Origin of the sequence: Paenirhodobacter ferrireducens, assembly GCF_004022265.1 — a bacterium.
In the GTDB taxonomy this organism is placed as follows: Bacteria; Pseudomonadota; Alphaproteobacteria; order Rhodobacterales; family Rhodobacteraceae; genus Rhodobacter; species Rhodobacter ferrireducens.
Map to the genome: position 1 here is coordinate 1 of NZ_SAVB01000009.1, position 19977 is coordinate 19977.

Annotated in this window: 14 protein-coding genes and 1 riboswitch; of the genes, 1 reads left to right on the forward strand and 13 read right to left on the reverse strand. The window is 70.4% G+C overall.

The genetic code is table 11. The annotated features are described in order from the left end of the window. Positions 1–208: 208 nt before the first annotated feature. From EOW65_RS08390 to EOW65_RS08400, 3 genes are all read right to left on the reverse strand, one after another. Positions 209–1234 (reverse strand): GlxA family transcriptional regulator, encoded by a 1026-nt coding sequence (locus EOW65_RS08390; protein WP_128148514.1) that lies wholly within the window; start codon positions 1232–1234, stop codon positions 209–211. Between the two features lie 121 nt (positions 1235–1355). Then, positions 1356–2705 (reverse strand): esterase-like activity of phytase family protein, encoded by a 1350-nt coding sequence (locus tag EOW65_RS08395; protein WP_128148515.1) that lies wholly within the window; start codon positions 2703–2705, stop codon positions 1356–1358. 94 nt (positions 2706–2799) lie between these two features. Continuing rightward, positions 2800–3708 (reverse strand): LysR family transcriptional regulator, encoded by a 909-nt coding sequence (locus EOW65_RS08400; protein ID WP_128148516.1) that lies wholly within the window; start codon positions 3706–3708, stop codon positions 2800–2802. A gap of 100 nt (positions 3709–3808) precedes the next feature. Here EOW65_RS08400 and speB point away from each other — a divergent pair, with 100 nt between their 5' ends. Beyond that, positions 3809–4753 carry an agmatinase gene (gene speB / locus EOW65_RS08405; RefSeq protein ID WP_128148517.1) on the forward strand — a complete coding sequence of 315 codons (945 nt, stop codon included), beginning with the start codon at positions 3809–3811 and terminating at the stop codon, positions 4751–4753. Between the two features lie 16 nt (positions 4754–4769). On the opposite strand, the gene atzF is transcribed toward speB, so the two are convergent. The 10 genes from atzF to EOW65_RS08455 all read right to left on the reverse strand — a co-directional run bounded on the left by atzF (position 4770) and on the right by EOW65_RS08455 (position 19977). Then, on the reverse strand, positions 4770–6563 hold the full coding sequence (gene atzF / locus EOW65_RS08410) for an allophanate hydrolase (RefSeq protein ID WP_128148518.1): 1794 nt from the start codon (positions 6561–6563) through the stop codon (positions 4770–4772). Further along, positions 6563–10063, reverse strand: a complete 3501-nt coding sequence (locus tag EOW65_RS08415) for a 5-oxoprolinase/urea amidolyase family protein (RefSeq protein WP_128148519.1) — start codon at positions 10061–10063, stop codon at positions 6563–6565. Before EOW65_RS08415 ends, atzF begins: the two co-directional genes overlap by 1 nt. A 4-nt stretch (positions 10064–10067) precedes the next feature. Then, positions 10068–10664: an urea amidolyase associated protein UAAP2 gene (locus EOW65_RS08420; protein WP_128148520.1), complete on the reverse strand. Its 597-nt coding sequence runs from the start codon at positions 10662–10664 to the stop codon at positions 10068–10070. A gap of 10 nt (positions 10665–10674) precedes the next feature. Continuing rightward, a complete protein-coding gene (locus EOW65_RS08425; protein ID WP_206364038.1) occupies positions 10675–11475 on the reverse strand; it encodes an urea amidolyase associated protein UAAP1 in 801 nt (266 codons plus the stop codon). Further along, positions 11447–12304 (reverse strand): ABC transporter ATP-binding protein, encoded by an 858-nt coding sequence (locus tag EOW65_RS08430; protein WP_128148521.1) that lies wholly within the window; start codon positions 12302–12304, stop codon positions 11447–11449. Before EOW65_RS08430 ends, EOW65_RS08425 begins: the two co-directional genes overlap by 29 nt. Continuing rightward, positions 12301–13119: an ABC transporter permease gene (locus EOW65_RS08435; protein ID WP_128148522.1), complete on the reverse strand. Its 819-nt coding sequence runs from the start codon at positions 13117–13119 to the stop codon at positions 12301–12303. The genes EOW65_RS08430 and EOW65_RS08435 overlap by 4 nt, the downstream gene beginning before the upstream one ends. Before the next feature lie 12 nt (positions 13120–13131). Then, on the reverse strand, positions 13132–14199 hold the full coding sequence (locus tag EOW65_RS08440) for a putative urea ABC transporter substrate-binding protein (RefSeq protein ID WP_128148523.1): 1068 nt from the start codon (positions 14197–14199) through the stop codon (positions 13132–13134). Positions 14200–14279: 80 nt separating this feature from the next. After that, positions 14280–14385, reverse strand: a riboswitch (guanidine-I (ykkC/yxkD leader). Positions 14386–14553: 168 nt separating this feature from the next. Continuing rightward, entirely contained in the window at positions 14554–17994 is a 3441-nt protein-coding gene (locus EOW65_RS08445; protein WP_128148524.1) for an error-prone DNA polymerase, read from the reverse strand. After that, positions 17991–19472, reverse strand: a complete 1482-nt coding sequence (locus EOW65_RS08450; RefSeq protein ID WP_128148525.1) for a Y-family DNA polymerase — start codon at positions 19470–19472, stop codon at positions 17991–17993. The genes EOW65_RS08445 and EOW65_RS08450 overlap by 4 nt, the downstream gene beginning before the upstream one ends. Beyond that, a complete protein-coding gene (locus EOW65_RS08455; protein ID WP_128148526.1) occupies positions 19414–19977 on the reverse strand; it encodes a hypothetical protein in 564 nt (187 codons plus the stop codon). The genes EOW65_RS08450 and EOW65_RS08455 overlap by 59 nt, the downstream gene beginning before the upstream one ends.

Consider the following 19977-nt stretch of genomic DNA (forward strand, 5'->3'; position numbering starts at 1 on the left):
ACCTGAAACACATTCTTCGCCAGATCGAGCCCGACCGTGATAATCTCCGACATGACCGCTCTCCTTTGTGGATCCTCGCAAACCCACCTTGGCACACAGATGCCGTCGGGGGGCGGTTACAGCATCAGAGCCATCCGGCGTTGATCTGCATTTGCACCGGATGCCATCCCGGCCCCGCCCGGGGCCTTGTCCTGTTCGGGATGCCGTCTCAGCGTGTCTTGCGCGCGGCGCGGATGGTGCGGTTGAACTTTGTCGGGGCGGTACCGAAACGCGTCTTGAAGCTCTTCGAGAAATGCGCGACCGAGCCGAAGCCGCAGGCGAGTGCCACCTCGAGCAGCCCCATGTCGGTGGTCGACAGCAGCGTTCGCCCGTGGTCGAGACGAATCCCGCGATAGAACTCGCCCGGGGTCTCGCCCAGCACGGAGAGGAACATCCGCTCGATATGGCGCCGCGAATAGCCCGCCACGCGCGACAGGTCGTCAAGCGTCAGCGGGTCCTCGATATGGGCATTCATCAGCGTGACGATGTTCAGCAGGCCCGGATTGCGCGAGCGGATCAGCACCGAGAGCGAGCTGCGCTGTTCCTTCTCGATGCCGACCATCACCTTGCGCAGGCACATCTCGGAGACCATCGCGGAAAACTCTGCCCCGTGGTCCTCGGCAATGAGCGACAGCATCATGTCGGTCGCCGCCGCCCCGCCGCCGCAGGTCATCACCGGCCCCGAGATCTCGAAGCGGTTGGCCGAGGGGCAGAGCGCGGGGAAATCCTCGCGGAAGGTGGGCTGGTTTTCCCAGTGCAGGGTGAAGGCGTGGTCCTCGAGCAGGCCAGCTGCGGCGAGTGCCACGGCGCCGGTGCAGATCCCGCCGACGGCGCCGCCGAAGCGGGCGTGGCGCTGGATCGCGCCCACCACCTTCGGCGCGGCCGCGGCCGAGGGCGGGTTGCCGGCGCAGACGAAGGCGCGGGTGGCGCGGTCCATCGGTCCGATCGGGGCATCGACGCAGACCGAGATCCCCGACGAGCTTGAGACCGGCGCGCCGCTTTCAGACATCAGCTGCCAGCGGTAGAGCGGCTGCTGCGAGAGCTGGTTGGCGATGCGCAGAGGCTCGACCGCCGAGCTGAAGGCGAGAAGGGTGAAGCCGGGCACGAGCAGGAAGGCATAGGAGCGCGTCGGGCTGCCCGCGGGCACCGGGAAATAGGCCGCCCCGAGGGGCACGATGGTGTCGTCTGTGGGCATGACCGCTCCCCTTCCGTCTGTCCTCACCGCTCTAGCACCTCGGCGGGCGCGGTGACAGGGGATCGGGCGGGGGAGGTGGCCGGCGCCCCGTGGGCCGCCGGCCTGTTGCGTGTGACGGGGCTTACTTCGCCGAGAGCAGTTCCGGCACCGAGAGCAGGATGAACTCGTTGTTCGCCGCCGTGCCGACCTCGCGCCCGCCCGAGAACGGCAGGTTGTTGTCATTCGCCACCAGGATGTGAGTCTCGTCCACCCGCGCCACGTCCTCGATGGTGAAGAACGGGAAGGTGAAGGGCCCCGAGGCGGGCTTCATCCCGGCGAGCGCCTTGCCCTCGGGATCGGCGATGTTCAGCAGGTCGATATGGCCGATGCGGCGGATGTAGCCCTCGGCGTCGATCGAGGCGGTGTCGAGCAGAACGATGTTCTTCACCTTCGCCGGGATCGGGTAGCAGGCCGAGGTGTCGGTCGCGCCCGCGGCACAGGCCTTGGCCGCATCGCCCTCGCCGTTGTCGCGCTCGATCACCAGCGCATGGGTGGCGTCGATGAAGTTGAAATCGCCGATCGCCGTCGCGCCTTCGGAGAGGCGGAACTTGAAGCTGTCACCGGTCCAGTCCTTCTTCGCCGGATCGAAGGTCATCACCCGCAGGAAGTCACCCTCGGTGCCGCCGCCGGCCACCAGCAGCGGCTTTTCCAGCATCGCCCAAAGCAGGTTGGTGCCGGGCTGCAGCGCCATGCCCTCGTACCCGCCCGAGCGCTGCACCTGATAATCCTTGCCCGCCTCGGCCGGAACCTTGACGCCGGGGGTGTCGGGGCCGGCCAGAACTGCACCGTCGAGCCGCGTCGGGATCACGTCGAGGATCGCGCCGTCGCGCGCCACATGCAGCAGATAGGGGCCGAACTCTTCGCCGATCCAGAAGGTGCCGTCGACGAACTGGATGCTTTCCGGGTCGAAATCGGCGCCGGTCAGATAGCGGCTGTCGGTGCCCTCGTTGGCGATGCGGAACGGCACCTTGTGGTCGGGGTCGTGCAGGAAGATGGTTTCCTTGCGGGTCACCGTGCCGGTGGCGAAATCGGGCGCCATGCGGTGGAAGAACAGCATCGCGTCGGGGCTGTTCACCTTGGACCCAAAGCCGTTATCGGTCAGCGCGAACCAGCTGCCATCCTCGGCGCGGGTCATCGCAAAGCCCGACATCCCCTGCACCGGCTGGCCGATGAAGGGCAGGGCGATGCCGGTCTCGTGGCCGCCATAGGTCTTGCCGACATTGCCCATCACGCTCATCGGCGCCTCGTTGCGGGCGGGGCCGGTGAACTTGCCCGAGATCCACAGATCGCGCGGCGCATCGGCGGGCGGCGCGACGAGCGACAGCGCCGGCAGGAACGCATGGCCCGCAAGCGTCGCCGGGAAGACCTCTTCGGCAAGGGTGGGGGTGGCAAGGGCAGTGCAGGTCGCCAGCAGGGCGATTTTGAAGGACATCCGTGTCTCCTGTGATTGGTGAGGCAGGAGCTAGCGGTGCCGGATGACGATCACGCAAAACGTGAACGATGGTTTTCTGAAGGAAATGTGGCGCTTAGCCCGCGTCCGCCCGGGCTGCGATGGCGGCGACCAGCTCGCGCAGGAACAGATCCTGAAGCGGCGTCGCCCGCATCCCGGCCCGCGTCGCCAGCAGCAGCCGCGAGCTCAGGGGGAAGCCCGTGCCAAGGACGCGCAGGTCGCCCGCCGCGACATGGGCCTTCGCGTAATGGGCGGGCAGGTAGCCGATGTAGCCCCCCGAAAGCAGGAACATCGCCTGCGCCTCCATGTTCGCGGCACTGGCCGGCATCACCGCCCCCGGGAAGGGGCCAAGCTCGCGCTGGTTCGCGTAAGGTCGGCCGACGAAGGGCCAGCGCGCGATCTCGGCGGTCTCGGTGACCTCGGCCGCGCGCGGGAACAGCGGATGGCCGCGGCCGCAATAGAGCAGGTGGCGCTCCTCGTGCAGCGGGCTCAGCCGCAGCCCCTCGGCAAGCCGTGTCTCGGGCAGGATCGCCAGATCGAGCGCACCGCCGGCCAGCCGCGCCACCAGCGTCTCGGGATCGGCCATGGCGATGTCGAGCCGCGCCTCGGGGGCCCGCGCGCCGATCCGGCCGATCACCTGCGGCAATGGCAATCCGCTGTCGGTCACCGTGTTGTCGATCATCCCGATCCGCAGCGTGCCGGTGATCCGGTCGCGCAGCCGGCCGACCTCGCTCTCGAAGGCGTCGAGCGAGAGGAACAGCGCGTCCGAGCGGGCATGGACCAGCGCGCCGCGCTCGGTCAGGGCAAAACCGCCGCGGCCGCGCCGGCACAGCGCGAAGCCAAGCCGCTCTTCGAGCGCCTTGACGTGAAAGCTGATCGCCGATTGCGACAGGCCAAGCGCGATCTGCGCGCCGGCGAAACCCTCGTGCTCGACCACCGCGCGGAACACGGCAAGGGCGCGCAGATCGGTGTTGGCGATCTTCATTCACATCAACCTTTCTGATGTGAAGATCATATGTTCTGTATTTCTTGACGCAATGCCCCGTGTCATCCCTTGGCCCAAAGCCCTGCGGAAAGGACCCCCGATGGCACATGGTTACGAGAGCGGCCGGCTGAATCTGCCCTTCGTCGGCATCTCCACCTTCGCGAAATCGCCCTACGAGCCGGACTGGAACCGGATCGACGCCGATGTGGCGGTGATGGGCGCGCCCTTCGACTGCGGCACGCAATGGCGCGCCGGCACCCGGTTCGGCCCGCGCGGCATCCGCGAGGCCTCGACGCTCTTCGCCTTCGGCCATGCCGGGGCCTATGATTTCGACGATGACACGACCTATCTCGATGGCGTGCGCATCGTCGACATCGGGGATGCCGACATCATCCACACCGACACCGCGGCCAGCCACGCGAATATCGAGGCGGGCGTGCGCGCGATCCTGCGCGCGGGCGCGCTGCCGGTGGTGCTGGGCGGCGACCACTCGATCAACATCCCCTGCATCAACGCCTTTTCCGACGAGGCACCGGTACATGTGGTGCAGATCGACGCCCATCTCGATTTCGTCGACGAGCGGCATGGCGTGCGGGTCGGCCACGGCAACCCGATGCGCCGCGCGGCCGAGAAGCCTTGGGTCGAGGGGATGACGCAGATCGGCATCCGCAATGTCTCGTCGACCGCGAAGGAGGGCTATGAGGCGGCGCAGGCGATGGGCTCGGACATCCTCTCGGTGCGGATGGTGCGCCGGCTCGGCATCGAGGCGGTGCTCGAGCGGATCCCGGCGGGGCGGCGCTATTACCTGACGCTCGACATCGACGGCTTCGACCCCTCGATCGCGCCGGGCACCGGCACGCCAAGCCATGGCGGCTTCCAGTATGACGAGGTGCTCGACATCGTCGCGGGGCTGGCCAAGCGCGGCACGATCGTCGGCATCGATCTGGTCGAGGTGGCGCCGGATTACGACCACACCGGCACCACCGCGATCCTCGCCGCGCAGATTCTGCTCAACACGCTCGGCCGGATCTTCGCGGCGCGCTGAAGAGGCTGGGGCGGGCTCAGCCCGCCTTCGCCGCGCAATAGGCGCGCCAGCCGCCGAAGCCGGTGATCTCCTCGGCGCCCGCGAGCGCATGGCCCTCGCACAGGAAGCCCGTCACCTGCCGGCCGTCGTCGAGCGTGACCTTACCGACACCAAGCGGCGCCGGGATCGCGGCGACGAAGGCGCCGAAGGCGGCGGGCGACAGCGCCCAAAGCTCGAGCGCAAGGCCCGGGCCGGCAAACGCCGGGTCGAGGACCATCCCCGGTTTCGCCGGCACCGTGCCCGCCAGCGCATAGAGCCGATAGCCGGGTGCGGTGCGTGCCGTGCCCAGGCAGCGCCCGCCGGGGCCGGTCAGCTCGCGGTTCAGCGGCATACCGCTCAGATGCGCGCCGACGACGGCGAGCGTGCACCAGCCCTCGGGCAGGCGCGGCTCGGCCGGCGCGGGCACCGGCGCCGTGCGGTCGCGCCCCATGCCGCAGGCGGCGGCCGCGTGCATCGCGCCCGCGAAAGGCACCAGCGCCTCGTCCGAGAAGGCGGGCCCCACCAGCTGCACCCCCACGGGCAGGCCCGAGGCGCCGAACCCCGCCGGCACCGCGATCGCGGCGTATCCCAGAAGGTTCGCGAAGTTGGTGTAAAGGCCGAACTGGCTGTTGCGCCGGATCGGGTCGGCCAGCATCTCGGCCACCGTCGCGCGGGTGGGCGAGGTCGGCAGCAGCAGCATGTCGACCGCCTCCCAGGTCGGCGCGACCTGCTGGCGCAGCTCGTTCAGCCGGTAACGACCGCGGAAGGCCTCGACCGCGCTGCGCCCCTTCGCGCCCTCGATGATCTTGCGCACCGTGGGTTCGAAGTCGTCCGCGTTGGTGGCGAGGAAGTCCTCGACCGCGGCCAGACGTTCTGCGACCCAGGGCCCGTCGTAAAGCAGCGCCGCCGCCTTGCGGAAGGGGGCATAGTCGAAGGGGACGAGCGTCGCGCCAAGCGCCTCGGCGCGGGCGCAGGCGGCGTCATAGGCGGCCGCGACCTCGGCATTGCCATAGAACTCGCGCTCGGCCGCGGTCAGCACGCCGATCCGCGGACGGGCGGGCAGGGCGACGGGCTGGGCCTCGCGCGAGAACGGATCGGCGGGGTCAAGGCCTTCGATCAGCCGGCGCACCTCGGCCGCCTCGTCGACGGTGCCGGCGAAGACGGTGATGACATCGACCGAGCGGCAGGCCGGCACGCAGCCGGTGTTCGGGACGAGCCCCGGGCTCGGCTTCAGCCCGACGAGGTTGTTGAACATCGCCGGCACCCGGCCCGAACCCGCGGTGTCGGAGCCGAGCGAGAAGGCACACAGCCCCGAGGCCACCGCCACCGCCGAGCCCGAGGACGAGCCGCCCGAGACATAGTCGGCATCGAACACGCAGCGCGGCGCGCCGAAGGGCGAGCGGGTGCCGTTCAATCCGGTCGCGAACTGGTCGAGGTTGGTCTTGCCGATCACGATCGCGCCCGCCGCACGCAGCCGCGCGACGGTCGTCGCGTCGCGCGCGGGCGAGGTGCCGAAGGCCGGGCAGGCGGCCGTGGTCAGCAGCCCGGCGACGTCGATATTGTCCTTCACCGCGAAGGGGATGCCGTAAAGCGGCAGCCCCTCAGGGCCGCGCTCGGCCAGCCGCTTCGCCTCGGCGCGCAGGCTCTCGGCCGGGGTTTCGGAAATGAAGACGGCGCGGTCCGTCAGCGCGTCGCGCCGGGCGATCACCTCCTCGATCACCGCAAGGGGCGTGGCGCCGGCGGCATAGGCCGCGCGAAGCGCCGCGATCGTCATCATGTCGGGGAGCTGCATCAGTCGGTCTCCAGAATGGCCAGCACGTCGCCGGCATGAACGGTGCGGCCGGGGGCGGCGCGGGTCTCGCGCAGGCGGCCGGCGGCGGGGCTGTGGACGGTGATCTCCATCTTCATCGACTCGACGATGGCGACGGGATCGCCCGCGGCAACGCGGGTGCCGGGGGCGACGAGGTATTTCCAGACGTTGCCGGGCACCGGGCTTTCGACGCCGGCGCAGCCCTCGGGGACCGCGGCCTGCTCGAAGACGCCGCCCTCGTCGGCGACGAACTGGTCGAGCCCCTCGGCCTTCCAGCGCGCCCGCTCGGCCTCGAAGGCGGCCTGCTGGCGGGCCTTGAAGGCCGCGGTGCCGGCGCTGTCCTGCGCGGCCTTCTCGGCCGCCCAGTCGAAGGTGCCCTCCTCGATGCGCAGGTCGTAGCGGCCATGCGGGAAGGCCTTGCGCGCCTCGGTGAGTTCCGCGTGGCTGACCGGGAAGAAACGGACCTGATCGAAGTGGCGCAGCAGCCAGGGCGTGTCGGCAAAGGCCGGGGTGCGCCGCCAGGTGTTCCACATCTGGATCGTGCGGCCGAAAAGCTGATAGCCGCCCGGGCCCTCCATGCCATAGATGCACATGTAGGCGCCGCCGATGCCCACCGCGTTCTCGGGTGTCCAGGTGCGGGCCGGGTTGTATTTCGTCGTCACCAGCCGGTGGCGCGGATCGACCGGCGTCGCCACCGGCGCGCCCAGGTAAACATCGCCCAGCCCCATCACCAGATAGCGCGCGTCGAAGATCGTGCGCTGCACCGCGGCCTCGTCCGCAAGCCCGTTGATGCGGCGGATGAACTCGATGTTCGAGGGGCACCACGGCGCGTTCGGCCGCACCAGCTCCTGATACTTGCGCATCGCAAGTTCCGCCTGCGGGTCGTTCCACGAGAGCGGCAGCCAGACCGTGCGGGTCGGCACCTTCACCGTTTCGGCCGCGGGCAGCCGCGCCTCGATCTCCGCAAGCTCGCGCAGCAGGTCGGGGCGCGAGATCTTCGCTGTGTCGTAGTGCAGCTGCAGCGAGCGGATGCTGGGGGTGAGGTCGATCACCGGCAGACCAGCCGCTTCGACCGCCTGCATCAGAAGCTGCACCCGCAGCCGAAGCCCGATGTCGAGGCTCATCGGCCCGTATTCGACGAGCAGGTTCTCGTCTCCCTGCCGGCGATAGGCGACGGGCACCGGGGCGTCGGACAGCGCACCGACCAGCGGCGAGCCGAGCCGGGCAATCGCCGGCCCCGCGACCGGGTCTGCGGGGCGCGCTGCGGGGCGGAAGCGCACCCGGTCGCCGGGCTTCAGCTGGCCAAGCTTCCAGCGGTCGGCGGCGCTGACCACACCCGGGCAGACGAAACCGCCAAGGCTCGGCCCGTCGGGGCCGAGGATGATCGGCATGTCGCCGGTGAAGTCGATCGCGCCGATGGCATAGGCGTTGTCGTGCAGGTTCGAGGGGTGCAACCCCGCCTCGCCACCATCCGTGCGTGCCCAGTCGGGCGCCGGGCCGATCAGCCGCACGCCGGTGCGGTCGGAGTTGAAATGCACCTCGTAGGCGGTGGCGAAGAGGGTCTCGATGTCGCTCTCGCGGAAGAAGTCGGGGGCGCCATGCGGGCCGTAGACAAGCTCCAGCTCCCAGTCCTCGGTCAGCTCGGCAGGCTCGGGCGCGGTCGGGGCGTCCTGTGCCACGCGGCCGACATGCAGCACGTCGCCGGTCTTCAGCGTGCCGGTCGCATGGCCGCCGAAATGGCCGAGTGCGAAGGTCGCGCGCGAGCCGAGCACCTTTGGCACCTTGAACCCGCCCGCAACCGCGAGATAGGCGCGCTGGCCCGGCCCCGCGACCCGGCCGATCGCCAGCGTCGCGCCAGCGGGCACCTCGAGCACCGGGCCCTCGACCGCCACGCCGTCAAGGGTCAGGGCCATCCGCGCCCCGGCAATCGCCACCCGGGCGGCGCGCAGGAAGCGCAGCGTCGGGCCGGCCACCGTCATCTCGAGCGTCGTGGTGTCGGGGGGCTGGCCGAGCAGGCGGTTCGCATTGCGATGCGCGCGCGGGTCCATCGGCCCCGAGGGCGGCACGCCCACGCCCCACAGCCCGAGCCGCCCCGGCAGCTCCTGCACCGAGCTTTGTGCGCCCGGCGCCAGCACCTCGATCCCCTCGGCGGCGAAGGCAAAGCCCGCAAGCGCCGTCGTCGCCACCTTGCCCGAGGCGAAAAGATCCGATCCCGCAATCGCGCGCAGATAGTCGAGGTTGGTCTCGATCCCCGAGACATGGGTGGCGGCGAGCGCCGCGCCGAGCTTCGCGATCGCCTCGGCGCGGCTCGCGCCATGCACGATGATCTTCGCCAGCATCGGGTCGTAGAAGGGCGTCACCTCGGTTCCGGTGGCGATCCAGCCATCGACACGGGCGTCTTCGGGGAAACGCACTTCGGTCAGCCGCCCGGCCGAGGGGCGAAAGCCCGCATGCGGCATCTCGGCGTAAAGCCGGGCCTCGATCGCGGCGCCTTGCGGGGCGGGCAGGGTGGCCGGGATCGGGTCCTCGCCCGCCGCCTGACGCACCATCCACTCGACCAGGTCGATGCCCAGCACCGCCTCGGTCACCGGGTGTTCGACCTGCAGGCGGGTGTTGACCTCGAGGAAATAGAATTCCTCGCGCGCCGGGTCGTAGATGAACTCGACGGTGCCGGCCGAGGCATAGCCGACCTCGGCGCAGAGTTCCTCGGCGGCGCGGTGCAGCCGGGCGCGGACCTCGGGGCGCAGGCCCGGGGCGGGGGTTTCTTCAAGCACCTTCTGGTTGCGCCGCTGCAGCGAGCAGTCACGCTCGCCAAGCGCCACCGCCCGGCCGTGGCCATTGCCGAAGATCTGCACCTCGACATGGCGGGCGTCGGCGACGAAGCGTTCGAGATAGACGCGGGCGTCGCCGAAACTGGCCTGTGCGGTGCGCTCGACGCTGGCGAAGGCCGCGCGCAGCGCGGGCTCGTCGGCGCACAGGCTCATGCCGATGCCGCCGCCGCCGGCGGTCGACTTCAGCATCACCGGATAGCCGATGCGGGCGGCCTCGGTCGCGGCGGCTGCGGCATCGGGCAGAAGCCCGGTGCCCGGCAGCAGCGGCACGCCCGCCCGCGCGGCGATCTCGCGCGCGGTATGCTTGAGTCCGAAGGCCTCGATCTGCTCGGGCCGCGGGCCGATGAAGGCCACCCCCGCCGCCGCCAGCGCCGCGGCAAAGCGGGTGTTCTCGCTCAGAAACCCATAGCCCGGATGCACCGCCTCGGCGCCGGTGTCGCGGCAGGCCTGCACCACGGCCTCGATCTGCAGATAGCTTTCGGCCGCCGGCGCCGGCCCAAGCCGCACCGCCTCGTCGGCAAGGGCGACATGGGGGGCGAAGCGGTCGGCGTCGGAATAGACCGCGACCGAGGCGATCCCCATCGTCTTCAGCGTGCGGATGATGCGCACCGCGATCTCGCCGCGGTTCGCCACAAGAACCTTCTGGAACATCGGCTTACCCCCGGATCACGACCTGGATCGGCGTCGGGTCGAAGCCGTTGCAGGGGTTGTTGATCTGCGGGCAGTTCGAGATGAAGACGAGCAGGTCCATCGCCGCCTCCATCTCGATGTAATCGCCCGGGTGGCTGATGCCGTCGTCGATGGTCATCGCGCCGTTCTGGCTGATCGGCACGTTCATGAAGAAGTTCAGGTTCGGCACGATGTCGCGCTTGGTCATCCCGTATTTCGAGAATTCCAGAATGAAATTCTCGCGGCAGGCATGCAGATACGAGGTCTCGTGGCCGAAGCGCACGGTGTTGCTCTCGCGCGAGCAGCAGCCGGCATTGGTGTCGTGCCGGCCCGAGGTCGCGGCTATGATCGTCGCCATCACATTGCCCTCGGACGAGATCAGCTGCGTGCCCTTCTCGATATAGGCGCCGTTTTGCACCCGCATCGTGTCCTGACTCGAATAGCGTTCGGCGGTGTCGGCGGCGTTGTACAGGAGGGTGTCGATCGCCTGCTGGCCATAGCTGTCGATGATGCGGATGGTCTGGCCCTGTTTGACGAGGCCCGACCAGGGGCGGTTCGCGGGGATGTCGTGGATCTGTTCCATGGAGGGGACCTCAGGCGCGTGCGGTGTTCTCGAAGCCGCGGACGGCTTCGGCGGTGGCGGTGCGGCACAGGTCGTCCCGGGCGATCGGACGCGCGGCAAGGCGCGTCGCGCGGACGGAGGGAACCTCCGGACCCGTCGTCGGGTCAAGCGGGTGGCGGGTGTTCGACAGCGCGATCAGCAGGTCCTGCTCGGCGCGCAGCTCGACCCAGTCGTCGCCGTTCAGGAGCGCCGGGTTCCAGAAGAACTGCCCCTCGCCGTCGACGCGCACCGGCGCGAAGAAGGTCAAAAGGGCGGGCAGGTCGCGCTTGTCGAGGCCGAGCTTGGCGGTGGCGAGGATCATGTTCTCGCGCGTCGAGCGGAAGGCGGGGGTGAAGGGCGCGCGCGCCGGCATCCCGCCGCTCAGCGCATCATTGGCGCCCGCCGAATCCTCGGTGATCGAGAACAGCACCCGCCCCATGTCGGAAAACACCACGCGGCCCTTCTTCAGGTCGGTCGTCCATTGCAGCTTGCAGGTGTCGGGCAGGTTCTGCCGTTCCGAGCTGTCGGCGGCGGACCAGGCGGCAAGGCTGACCGAGCCGCCCAGCCCGCCCGCCTCGAGCCGCAGGCTCTGGCCGCGGGCGAGCCGGCAGGTGTAATACCACCCGCCCGGCACGGTCTCGGCCCAGATCACGCCCGCCGGCGCGGGGGCGGGGCGGGGGCTTGGTGCCGGAAGCGCCTTCGGCGCGGCGTTCAGCCCCTTGCGCTGGTGCTCCTCATAGCGCGCGCGGTCGGCGGCGATGGCGTCAGCGGAGCGGGGGATATGCGTCAGCATCGGGTTCCTCCTTGGGCCAGGTCGTCCCGGCGATGGGCCCCGGAATGGTCGGGTCGTCCCGACCGGGCAGGAGATCTGCGTCCCAGATCGTGGTCTTGCCGGCACTGCGCGGCGGCCAGATCAGGATGTCTTTGGTGATCGTCGCGCCATAGCGCAGCCGTTCCTCGGGACGGTCGCGGGTGCGCTCGAAGGCGATGATCCGGGTGGCGAGAGTGAAGGCCTCCTTGAGGTCATGCGTCACCATCACCACGGTCATCGGCACCTCGTTCCACAGCCGCTTCATCAGCCGGTGGATGTCGGAGCGGATGCCCGGATCGAGCGCGCCGAAGGGCTCGTCCAGAAGCAGCACCTTCGGCTTCATCATCAGCGCCTGCGCAAGGGCAAGGCGCTGCTGCATGCCGCCCGAAAGCTGGGCGGGATACTTGTCCTCGCTGCCGGCAAGCCCGACCTCGGCCAGCATCGCGCGCGCTTCGTCAGCGATGGCGCGGCGGCGCGCGCCGAAGGTGCGGCCGAGGAAGCGGCTTGCCCGCAGCTCGGGCCCGGCCATGACATTGCCCAGCACCGTCATGTGCGGAAAGACCGAATAGCGCTGAAACACCACGCCACGATCGGGGTCGGGCTCGTGCGGCAGCGGTGCGCCATCAAGGGTGATGGTGCCGCGCGTCGGCGTCTCTTGCCCCAACAGCATGCGCAGGAAGGTGGTCTTGCCGCAGCCCGAGGGGCCGACGAGGGCGATGAAGGCGCGCGGCGCAATCGTCAGATCGACGTTTTGCAGCACGACCTGATCGCCGTATTCCTTCCACAGGTTCCGGATCTCGATGCCGCTCATCTGCCGCGCTCCAGCTCCGACCAGGGGAAGACCCGCCGGCGCAGGGCGGTCAGGCCCAGGTCCATCGCCACCGCGAGCAGGGTGATCCACGCCACATAGGGGAAGATCACGTCCATCGAGAGATAGCGGCGGACCAGAAAGATCCGGTAGCCCAGCCCCGAGTCGGCCGAGATCGCCTCGGCCGCGATCAGGAACAGGAAGGCCGGGCCGATCTGCAGCCGCAGGCTGTCGATGAGCCGCGGCAGCACCTGCGGCAGCACCACCCGGATCGCGATGAGCCAGGTCGAGGCCGAGAGCGTCTCGGCCTTGATGATCTGTTCGCGCGGCAGCGCCTGCGCCGAGAGCGCGAGGTCGCGGATCAGGATCGGCGCGACGCCGATCACGATCAGCGTGACCTTCGACACCTCGCCCAGACCCAGCACGATGAACAGGATCGGCAGGAGCGCGAGCGGCGGCACCATCGAGACGACGGCGACGAAGGGGGCAAGCACCGCGCGCACCACGGGCAGGATGCCGTTCAGCAGGCCCAGCACCAGCGCGAGCGCCGTGGCGATGCCGATGCCGGCGAACAGCCGGCCAAGGCTTGCCGCGCTGTCCGACCACAGCAGGTAGAGCCCGGTGCGGCGATCGGCGGTGAAGGCGTAGAGCTTCACCGTCTGCACGATCGTCGACAGCGCCGGCAGCAGCTTGTCGCTCGGGTTTTCCGCCAGCCGCACCGCCGAACCCACCAGATAGGCAAGCGCCAGCACCACGAAGGGCAGGCAGGCGAGGAGGATTGCCGTCCCCCGTCGCGGTCTGACATTGATGAGCCGCATCGCCGGGCCCGCTTACAGCTTGCCGTCCCGGGCGAGTTTCATGAACGCGTCGGTGTAGCGGAACTGGACGTTCGCGCTGTCGCCCAGCACGGCGCCGCCGGGCATCTCGATGCCGATCGCATCGGCCGAGGTCGCGCCGGTGCCGAGAAGCCCCTTGTCGAAGAGGAAGGTGCGCACATGGTCCATCGTGGTCGGCAGCTCGGCCGAGGTGACGAAGGCGACGCCATCGGCGGGCTTGTCGAAGAGACGCGTGGCGGCAAGCTGTTCCTCGAATCCGGCCTGATCGGTGCCCGAGGCCGCGCCCATGGCGGCGCGCGCGGCGGCGCCCTCGGCCGTGTCGGCCTGCATCAGCGTCACGGTGTCATACCAGATCCCGGCAAGGGCCTTGCCGAAATCGGGGTTCTCCGTCAGCACTTCGGTGTTCGCCACCATCATGTCGATGATCTCGCCCGGGATCTTCGAGCTGTCGAAGACGACATGGGCATCGGGCAGCTTGGCGATTTCCGACACCATCGGGTTCCAGGTGACCATCGCGGTCACGTCCGGTGTCTGGAAGGCGCCGACCATGTCCGGATCGGCGGTGTTGACCACCTTGACGTCCTTCTCGGTCATGCCGGCGCTTTCGAGCCCGCGCACCAGCAGGTATTCCGAGACCGAGAATTCGACGAGGTTGACGCTCTGGCCCTTGATGTCGGCAAGGCTGTCCTTGCCCTTCAGGATCACCGCGTCATTGCCGTTCGAGAAATCGCCGATCACCACCGCGGTGGTGTCGACGCCGCCTGCGGCCGGGATCGAGAGCCCGTCCATGTTGGTCAGCGTCACCGCGTCATAGGCGCCGGCGGTGTACTGGTTCATCGACTCGACATAGTCGTTGAACTGCGTGACCTCGATCGTCAGGCCGTATTTGTCGGCCCATTTCTTCACGATGCCATGGTCGGCGGCATAGCCCCAGGGCATCCAGCCGGCATAGATCGACCAGGCGACCTTGAAATCGGTCTTCGGAGCGGCAAAGGCGGGCGAGACGGCGAAGGCGGCCAGGGTTGCGAGCGAGCCGAGAAGGGTGGCGCGGCGGGTCGTCATGGGTCGTTCCTTTCACGTTCAAACTGCATACATGAAGGGACGAACGGACCATCGTTCCGCCAATCCCTTGGCTGGACGAGGTCTCCCGGGTTTTTATCCCGCCGTGCGCCGAACGGGGATGTCTCCCCCGCCGGTGGCAGCTCTCGGACCAGACGCATCTCTGCCGGAACCCTAGTCGCCAACTCTGGTCCCATGACGCCAAGCGGGGCGGCATGGGTCAAGGATTTCACCCGCCACGCGCGGCAGTGCGGCGCGGGCGGGGGCGCCTTGCCCGTCTGCGCGACGCAATTTCCGACCGGCGGGCAAAAAAGCGGCAGTTCCGGCACGGGGGCGGGGCGCGACTCGGCCCGGGGCTCAATGGAAGTCGCGGCTTGGAAACAGCCGTTTCGCCTGCTCGCGCGGGTGGCGGGCGCGCGGCGGCACGCGGGCGGGGCGGGGGGCATCGTCCGCCTCGGGCCGGGTCAGCCCGACCACCGTGTCGAGCGGATGGCCAAGCGCGGAAAGCCGCGGCGACAGGTCCTCGATCGTCTCGGCGATCAGGTGCACGACGATCCCCTCGCGCTCGAGCCGGCCGGTCACCCGCAGCAGCCGCCCGCCGATCACCGCGCGGCGAAAGCGGGCATAGACCGCGCGCCAGACCACCACATTCGCGGTGCCGGTCTCGTCCTCTAGGGTGAGGAAGATCACCCCCGAGGCGGTGCCGGGCCGCTGCCGGGTGATGACGAGGCCGCACACCGAAACCCGCTGCGGCGGCGCGGTGGCAAGATCTGCCGCCGGGATCAGACCCGCGATCCCGGGCCGCAACAGCTCCATCGGATGGGCGCGCAAGGTCAGGCGCAGCGCGACGTAATCCTCGACCACCTCCTCGCCCAGATGCATCGGCGGCAGCTCGACCGCGGGCTCGACCCCGCCCTCGCCATCGAGCGGATCGGCAAAGAGCGGCAGCGGCGCCGGCGCCCGGATCGCCCGCACCGCCCAGAGCGCATCGCGCCGGGTGAGCCCCATGCCGGCGAAGGCGTCGGCCTCGGCCAGACGCTCGAGCGCGGGGGCGCGGGTGCCGGCACGTAGCCACAGGCTTTCGGGGTCGGGATAGCCATTGCCGCGGGCGGCGACGATCCACTCGGCCTCTTCTGCGCGAAAGCCGCGGATCTGCCGGAAGCCGAGCCGCAGCGCCAGCCGGCCGTCACCGCGCCGCTCGAGGCTGTTGTCCCAGCCCGAGTGGTTGACGCAGACCGGCCGCACCTCGACCCCGTGCTCGCGCAGGTCGCGCACGATCTGGGCGGGGGCGTAAAAGCCCATCGGCTGGCTGTTCAGCAGTGCGCAGGCGAAGATTGCCGGGTGGTGGCATTTCAGCCAGGCCGAGACATAGGTCAGCATCGCGAAGGCGGCGGCGTGGCTTTCGGGGAAACCGTAATCGGCAAAGCCCTCGATCTGCGCGAAACAGGCCTCGGCCACCTCGCGCGGATAGCCGTTCGCCTCCATCCCGCCGACGAAGCGGGCGTGATGGGCGCCGATCGTGCCCATGCGGCGGAATGAGGCGAGCGAGCGGCGCAGCTGGTCGGCCTCCTCGGCGGTATAGCCGGCGCCGACCACCGCGATCTGCATCGCCTGTTCCTGAAACAGCGGCACGCCGAGGGTCTTTGCGGTGACCGCGGCCAGCGCCGGGCCGAAGGGTTCGGGCGCCTCGAGCCCCTGACGGCGGCGGATATAGGGCTTGACCATGCCACCCTGGATCGGGCCGGGGCGGACGATCGCCACCTCGATCACCAGATCGTAGAAGGTGGCGGGGCGCATCCGCGGCAGGAAGTTCATCTGTGCCCGGCTTTCGACCTGGAACACCCCCACGGCATCGGCGCGCGACAGCATCCGGTAGGTGGCGCCGTCCTCCTGCGGCACGCTGGCAAGGGTGAGTGTGGGGCCGCCGGTCCCGGCGAGCAGCGCGAAGGCCTTGCGCAGGCAGCTGAGCATGCCGAGGCTGAGCACGTCGACCTTCAGGATGCCGAGTGCGTCGATGTCGTCCTTGTCCCATTCGATCACCGTGCGCCCCTCCATCGCGGCATTCTCGATCGGGCACAGCGCGTCGAGCCGGTCGCGGGTGATGACGAAGCCGCCGACATGCTGGCTCAGGTGGCGCGGAAAGCCGATGATCTCGGCGATCAGCGCGACGGTGCGGGCGAGGCGCCGGTCGTCGGGGTTCAGCCCGATCTCGCGCAGCCGGGCGGGGTCGGGCCCGGCGTTCGAGCTGCCCCAGATCTGGCCCGAGAGCGCCGCCGTGACATCGGCCGAAAGCCCCATCACCTTGCCCACCTCGCGGATCGCGGCACGGGTGCGGAAATGGATGACGGTGGCGCACAGGCCCGCACGCTCGCGGCCATAGCGGGCATAGATCCACTGGATCACCTCCTCGCGCCGCTCATGCTCGAAATCGACGTCGATGTCGGGCGGCTCGCCGCGGTGGCGCGAGATGAAGCGTTCGAACACCATGCCGATCATCTCGGGGCTGACATCGGTGATGCCAAGCGCCCAGCAGATGATCGAATTCGCCGCCGAGCCGCGGCCCTGACACAGGATCGCGCGGGAGCGGGCGAAGGCGACGATGTCGTGGACGGTGAGGAAATAGGGCGCATAGCCGAGCTCGCCGACCAGAGCGAGTTCCTTGCGGGCAAGGGCGTGGTAGCGCTCGGGGATGCCGTCGGGGCAGCGCCGGGCCAGGCCTTCGCGGGTCAGCCGCTCGAGCCGGGCCTGCGGCGGCTCGCCGTTCTCGACCTCGTCGGGGTATTGATAGCTGAGCTCGCCCAGATCGAAGGCGCAGCGCGCCGCGATCTCGAGCGTGCGGCGCAGTGCGGCGGGGTGGCGACGGAACAGCCGCGCCATGTCGGGCGCGCCCTTCAGCCGGCGCTCGGCATTGGGCAGGGCGCGGGTGCCGATCGTGTCGATGGTGCAGCCCTCGCGCAGGCAGGTGAGCACATCGGCAAGCGGGCGGCGCGCGGCGCGGTGCATCAGCACATCGCCCACGGCCACCATCGGCGCCGAGGCGGCGAGCGCCAGCGCCGCGCAGGCATCGAACCACGTCTGATCGGAGCCGTCATAGCGCGGCGCGGCGCCGGTGAAGACCTGCCCCGGGAAGCGGCGCTGCACCCGGGCGAGGGGGGCAAGCGCGGCGGCCGTGTCGGCGGGCGGCAGCGCGATCAGCACGAGCCCCGCGCCACGGGCAAGAAGGTCGTCGAGCCCGAGCGCACATTGGCCCTTCGGTGCCCGCCGCCGGCCGAGGGTCAGAAGCTGCGTCAGCCCGCTCCAGCCGGCGCGGTCGATCGACAGGGCAAGCCATTCGACCGGGCAATCGGTCAGCACGAGCCGCGCCCCGGCGATCAGCCGCGGCAGGGTGACGGGGGGTGTGGCAGGGCAGGGCGTGGCGGGCGACAGCTCCTGCCGCGAGGAGGGGTCGACCTGCCGCGCCGAGCGCACCGCCGCCTGTGCCTGCTCGCGCAGCACCTTCAGCGCGGTCCAGGCCCGCACCACGCCCGCGACCGAGTTGCGGTCGGTGATCGCGATCGCGCCGAGCCCGAGCTCGGCCGCGCGGACCACCAGCTCCTCGGGGTGGGAGGCGCCGGTGAGGAAGGTGAAGTTCGAGGTGATGCAAAGCTCGGCATAGGCCGGGGGGGCGCTGCCCCCGGCGCCTGCCGGCGCCTCCCCCGAGGTATTTTCGGCAAGGAGAAAGCCTGGGGGCAGGGCGGTGGCCGCGGGCGTGTCGGCCGGTCGGGAGGCGGGCAGCCCGGGCGGGGGCGGGGAGGTCATGCGAATTCGCCCTGCACCCACCAGCCCGGCGCCTGCGGGGTGTGAAACAGCCACAGCCGGCGGCCCTGCCGCGTCTCGATCCGCCAATAGTCGCGCAGCCCGCTGCGCCAGGCGGGATCGTCGAACCACCATTCCGGCGCAAGCCGTTCCGGCCCCTCGGCGCGGGCGGTGCTGAGCGCCATCCGGCGCCAGCGGAAGGTGCGCGGCGGGGTGCTGCCCGCCGCGGTGACGGGTTCGGGCGGGAACAGGACGAGCGGGCGCGGGCGCGGGGCGTTCCAGCCGCTCGCGGGGCGCGAGAAGGCGGCCGGTGCGGTGAGGAAGCCGCGTTCGGGCACATGGCTGTCGGCTGGCAGCAGGCGCAGGATGTTCTCGAGCCCGATCCGGGTGCCGATCCGGCTGAGCAGATCGCCAAGCCGGGCCGGGTCGCCCGGGGCGGTGGTCGTGCCGAGCTGCTGTGCAGGAAGGGGTTCGACCTGCACCGCCTCGAGCCGCAGCTGGTCGATGCCGAAGCCCGCGTCCACCGCCTCGATCCCGCGGGTGAAAAGCGGCAAGATCCGCGCCGGGTCGCGCAGCGCGGCGGCAAGGCGCAGCTCGACCTCCTGCGTGTCGCGGTCGACGCGGCGCAGGGTCAGGCGCAGCACCCGCGCCCCGGTCTGTTGCGCAGCGAGCCGCGCGCACAGCGCCGCGAGCAGCCGCGCGGTGCCGGCCTGCACGTCGGCCACAAGGCCGATCGGGTCGGGCAGGGTCAGGCGCAGCGCGAAGCGGGGCGGTTCGGCGCCCGGGGTGAGGGGCTCGGGCGCGGCGCCGGTCGCGGCATCGAGCCGGTCGAGCAGTGCGGCACCGAAGCGGCGGGCGAGAGGGGCGCGCGGGGTGCGGGCGAGATCGCCGACGTGGCGCAGGCCAAGCCGTTGCAGCGCCGTCACCGTCTCGGGCGCGAGCCGCAGCGCCGCGACCGGCAGCCCGGCGATCGCGGCAAGGTCTTCGCCAGGCGGCGCCACCCCCTCGCCGTGATGGGCCAGCGCCCAGGCCGCGCCGCGGCTCGAGGCGAGGCCGAGGCAGGCGGTGAACCCCGCTCGCGACAGTCGCGCGCGCAGATCGGCAAGCAGACCCGCCTCGCCGCCGAAGAGATGCGCCGCGCCGGTGATGTCGAGGGCAAGCCCGTCCTCGCCCTCGAGCCCGACCCAGGGGCTGTAGCGCGTGGCCCAGCGGCGCAGCGCCGCCAGCAGCTGCGCCTCGCGGTGCAGATCGGCCGGGCGGGTCTGCAGCGCGGCGCAGAACACCCGCGCCTCGGCCAGTGCCATGCCGCGAAACAGCCCCGCCGCCTCGGCCGCGCGGTTCAGGCAATGCAGCCGCTCCGCGTTGCCCTGGCGCAGGGTCAGCGCGAAGGGTCCCTCGAGTGGGCGCGCGCGCAGCGCCCCGTCACTCGCGAGACGGGGAAACCACACGCAGACGATGCGTCGCCGGCTCCCACAGAACATCCCAGGCCCCCGTTGTTCCTGATTTGTTCTTTATACTTTCCCAGCGGAACGGAGTCGAGTCCGGCCCCGGTTGCGGCGCAAGGCGGGGCGTGGCGCGCCAGCGCGTCTCGGCGGCGTTGCTGCCCATGCCCTCGGGGATCAGGCACAGCCCGGTGGCGCCGCCCGCGCCCGCGGCGAGCTGCAGCCGCCGCCCCTCGCGCAGATCGAGCGGGCGGGTGACGGCCAGCACGACCAGCGGCACGGTACCGTCCTTCAGCGCCTCTTCGGCCACGGCAAGGCTGTCGGCCGGGGTGCGGGTCTGGGCGATCAGCAGGCGGGCGGGATCGAGGAAGGGCAGCAGGCCCTGCGGGGTCAGCGCCTCGCGGGTATGGGCCTCGCGGATCCACAGCACCGGCCCCGTGCCCGGGGCGGCGCAGATCGCGGCGAAGGCGGGGGCGCCGGGGCCGCAGACCTCGTGGACGCGGCCCGGGCGCAGCGGGTAACCGGGGATCGGGGTGTCACTCAT

Excerpts from the sequence above, each read along its gene's own strand:
- EOW65_RS08390 (WP_128148514.1), bottom strand. The coding sequence starts at position 1,234 with ATGCCCACAGACGACACCATCGTGCCCCTCGGGGCGGCCTATTTCCCG.
- EOW65_RS08395 (WP_128148515.1), bottom strand. The coding sequence starts at position 2,705 with ATGTCCTTCAAAATCGCCCTGCTGGCGACCTGCACTGCCCTTGCCACC.
- EOW65_RS08400 (WP_128148516.1), bottom strand. The coding sequence starts at position 3,708 with ATGAAGATCGCCAACACCGATCTGCGCGCCCTTGCCGTGTTCCGCGCG.
- speB (WP_128148517.1), top strand. The coding sequence starts at position 3,809 with ATGGCACATGGTTACGAGAGCGGCCGGCTGAATCTGCCCTTCGTCGGC.
- atzF (WP_128148518.1), bottom strand. The coding sequence starts at position 6,563 with ATGCAGCTCCCCGACATGATGACGATCGCGGCGCTTCGCGCGGCCTAT.
- EOW65_RS08415 (WP_128148519.1), bottom strand. The coding sequence starts at position 10,063 with ATGTTCCAGAAGGTTCTTGTGGCGAACCGCGGCGAGATCGCGGTGCGC.
- EOW65_RS08420 (WP_128148520.1), bottom strand. The coding sequence starts at position 10,664 with ATGGAACAGATCCACGACATCCCCGCGAACCGCCCCTGGTCGGGCCTC.
- EOW65_RS08425 (WP_206364038.1), bottom strand. The coding sequence starts at position 11,475 with ATGCTGACGCATATCCCCCGCTCCGCTGACGCCATCGCCGCCGACCGC.
- EOW65_RS08430 (WP_128148521.1), bottom strand. The coding sequence starts at position 12,304 with ATGAGCGGCATCGAGATCCGGAACCTGTGGAAGGAATACGGCGATCAG.
- EOW65_RS08435 (WP_128148522.1), bottom strand. The coding sequence starts at position 13,119 with ATGCGGCTCATCAATGTCAGACCGCGACGGGGGACGGCAATCCTCCTC.
- EOW65_RS08440 (WP_128148523.1), bottom strand. The coding sequence starts at position 14,199 with ATGACGACCCGCCGCGCCACCCTTCTCGGCTCGCTCGCAACCCTGGCC.
- EOW65_RS08445 (WP_128148524.1), bottom strand. The coding sequence starts at position 17,994 with ATGACCTCCCCGCCCCCGCCCGGGCTGCCCGCCTCCCGACCGGCCGAC.
- EOW65_RS08450 (WP_128148525.1), bottom strand. The coding sequence starts at position 19,472 with ATGTTCTGTGGGAGCCGGCGACGCATCGTCTGCGTGTGGTTTCCCCGT.
- EOW65_RS08455 (WP_128148526.1), bottom strand. The coding sequence starts at position 19,977 with ATGAGTGACACCCCGATCCCCGGTTACCCGCTGCGCCCGGGCCGCGTC.